Source organism: Brevundimonas sp. P7753 (assembly GCF_013386595.1).
Lineage (GTDB): Bacteria > Pseudomonadota > Alphaproteobacteria > Caulobacterales > Caulobacteraceae > Brevundimonas > Brevundimonas bullata.
The window spans coordinates 1-3,014 of the sequence record NZ_JACARP010000161.1; the positions used below are offsets into that span (position 1 = coordinate 1).

3 protein-coding genes are annotated in these 3,014 nt (G+C 66.9%); 2 read left to right on the forward strand and 1 reads right to left on the reverse strand.

Going from position 1 to position 3,014, the window contains the following annotated elements; all coding sequences use genetic code 11:
- A partial coding sequence (locus HX774_RS18655) for a DUF1176 domain-containing protein (protein ID WP_178828931.1) occupies positions 1-680 on the reverse strand: 680 nt, incomplete at its 3' end.
- A gap of 140 nt (positions 681-820) precedes the next feature.
- Here HX774_RS18655 and HX774_RS18660 point away from each other — a divergent pair.
- The gene (locus HX774_RS18660; protein ID WP_114815767.1) at positions 821-2,041 is read left to right on the forward strand and encodes an NADP-dependent isocitrate dehydrogenase; all 1,221 of its coding nucleotides are present in this window, start codon (positions 821-823) and stop codon (positions 2,039-2,041) included.
- Positions 2,042-2,425: 384 nt separating this feature from the next.
- Positions 2,426-2,986 (forward strand): DUF2939 domain-containing protein, encoded by a 561-nt coding sequence (locus HX774_RS18665; RefSeq protein WP_178828932.1) that lies wholly within the window; start codon positions 2,426-2,428, stop codon positions 2,984-2,986.
- Positions 2,987-3,014: the final 28 nt, after the last annotated feature.

Here is a 3,014-nt window from a genome sequence, read left to right on the forward strand (position 1 = left end):
CGCACCACCGGCAGGGCCGGGGCGGCGGGCACGGTGGAGGCGGGCTTCGATCCGCGCCTCACCAGGGCGGTGGCGGTGCTCAGGCGGCCCTGACGCTCGTCGATCCACAGCAGGGCGGCGGCGGCCCCGGACAGGGAGATGGGCGTGCTCTCCATCCCCTGGGACAGGGTCAGGCGGCGGCCCGAGGCCAGGGCGTCCACGACCGGCAGGGCGTCGCCCTCGATGACTCCGGCGTAGGCCTGATCATTGGAGGGGTCGATTCCCTGCGCGGCGGGGAAGGCGCGGCCGTCGATCGTCAGGGTGAAGGGGCCGGCGCCGCCCTCTTCCTGATCGCCCCAGAAGCCGGCGGAGACGGCGGGGCGGGCGTCGGGCCCGGCATTCATGCTGACGCGCACCCAGCCGCCCTGACCGTCGGGCGCGGGACCGAAGGCGGAGCAGGCGTTGCCGTTGTCGCAGACGACCAGCCAGTCGCGGAACTTGCGCGTCTCGGTCTTGACCGTGGCCGTCGCGGAGCCGCGAGAGGCGGGCGCCGCTGCGACGGCGGTCGAGGCGGTCGGCTCTGTCGAAGCCCCTTCCTGACAGGCCCCCAGGGCCAGGGCGGCGGACGCGGTAAGCAACAGGCTGCGAAGCATCATGGGCGGCGTTTCCGGCGACAGGAGCGGGACGCCATGAACGGTCAAGCCAGCCTCCGGTTCAAGTCGGATCGGGGCCTTTGCGCACAGGAAGGCGCTTGCGGCCCCTGACCCTTTGCGCCCGCGCCCGCGCCTCGCTATACCGCCCGCACGATATTCCTTCCCAGATTGAGAGACAGAGGCAGAGCATGGCCAAGATCAAGGTCGCCAACCCCATCGTGGACATCGACGGCGACGAAATGACCCGGATCATCTGGCAGATGATCAAGGACAAGCTGGTCTTCCCCTATCTGGACCTGGACCTCGACTACTACGACCTCAGCATGGAAAACCGCGACGCCACCGACGACCAGGTGACGATCGATGCGGCCCACGCGATCCAGAAGCACGGCGTCGGCGTCAAGTGCGCCACCATCACCCCTGACGAAGCCCGTGTGGCCGAGTTCGGTCTGAAGAAGATGTGGAAGTCGCCGAACGGCACCATCCGCAACATCCTGGGCGGCGTCGTCTTCCGCGAGCCGATCATCTGCTCCAACGTGCCGCGTCTGGTCCCCGGCTGGACCCAGCCCATCGTCGTCGGCCGTCACGCCTTCGGCGACCAGTACAAGGCCACCGACTTCCTGGTCCCTGGCCCCGGCAAGCTGACCATGAAGTGGGTCGGCGCCAACGGCGAAGAGCAGAACTACGAGGTCTTCGACTTCCCCTCGGCCGGCGTGGCCATGGGCATGTACAACCTGGACGACTCGATCACCGAGTTCGCTCGCGCCAGCTTCTCGTTCGGCCTGCAGCGCAACTATCCAGTCTATCTGTCGACCAAGAACACCATCCTGAAAGCCTACGACGGCCGCTTCAAGGACATCTTCCAGAAGGTGTTCGACGAAGAGTTCGCCGCCGAGTTCAAGGCTAAGGGCCTGACCTATGAGCACCGCCTGATCGACGACATGGTGGCCGCGGCCATCAAGTGGTCGGGCGGCTTCGTCTGGGCGTGCAAGAACTACGACGGCGACGTGCAGTCGGACATCGTGGCGCAGGGCTTCGGCTCGCTGGGCCTGATGACCTCGGTGCTGATGACGCCGGACGGCAAGGTGCTGGAATCGGAAGCCGCCCACGGCACCGTGACCCGCCACTACCGCCAGCACCAGAAGGGCGAGGCCACCTCGACCAACTCGATCGCCTCGATCTACGCCTGGACGCGCGGCTTCTCGCACCGCGCCAAGCTGGACGACAACGCCGACCTGGCCGAGTTCGCCGCCACCCTGGAACGCGTCGTGGTCGAGACCGTCGAAGCCGGCTTCATGACCAAGGACCTGGCCCTGCTGGTCGGCGACCAGCAGTCGTGGCTGACCACCGAGGGCTTCCTCGACAAGGTCTCCGAGAACCTGAAGAAGGCCCTGCCGAACATCGGCTAGCGGCTTTTTGTTGGGCCGGCTCAAAAGCGGCCTGACGCGCTCAAGCAGCGCGAAGCGCGTTAGCGCACCAAGCATGAAGGCCCGCTGGAGCAATCCGGCGGGCCTTTTTACTGGGCGCTGTCCATCCCAACCGCCGTCATCCTCGGGCTTGACCCGAGGATCGGATTGTCCGCCTGCGCGACGTGGGTGAGGATGAGTGCGACCTTGTCCTCGATCCTCGGGTCAAGCCCGAGGATGACGGTGGGAGGGGGCGCAATGACGCCAAGCATTAACGCCGCGCTTGAGCCCCTCCACGAACCATGCCCTTAATGCCCTTGGGGATTTTCGGGGATCGTGGTGCAACATGTCGCCTACCCGTCGCGTTCGTAAGGCAGGGGAGGGCCGATGAACCAGAAACTGATCATTCGACTGGGGGGCGCCGCCGTGGCGGTGTTTGTCCTGGCCTATGCCGCATCGCCCCTGTTGGCGGCGCGGTCGCTGGTCCAGGCCGCCAAGACCGGAAACGAGCAGGCGCTGGAGCGCCAGGTCGACTTTCCCGCCTTCCGCGCCAGCCTGAAAGACGAGCTGAGCGCCCGCATGGTCGCCGAAATGCGCAAGGACGACCGCCTGGGCGGTCTGTCGGGCCTGGGCATGCTGCTCGCCCCGACTCTGGTGTCGGGTGCAGTGGACGCCTTCGTCACGCCCCAGGCCATCGCGGTCATGGTGCAGGAAGGCCAGGGGCCCAAGCCCGACCAGGCCAAGGTCGAGCCCGAGGCTGGCCCGAAGCCGCAGAGCAAGCCCGAAAGCAAGAAGGTGCGACAGTCCTGGGGCTACCGCGACCTCGACACCTTCGCCGTCACCCTGACCCGCGATGACCAGCCGGACGAGCAGGTCTCCCTGCTGATGAAACGCCGCAACCTGTTCGGCTGGAAGCTGGCGGGGATTGATCTGAGCGCGCCGGAGTAACGCATTCTCTGCTCCCTTCCCCCTCGAG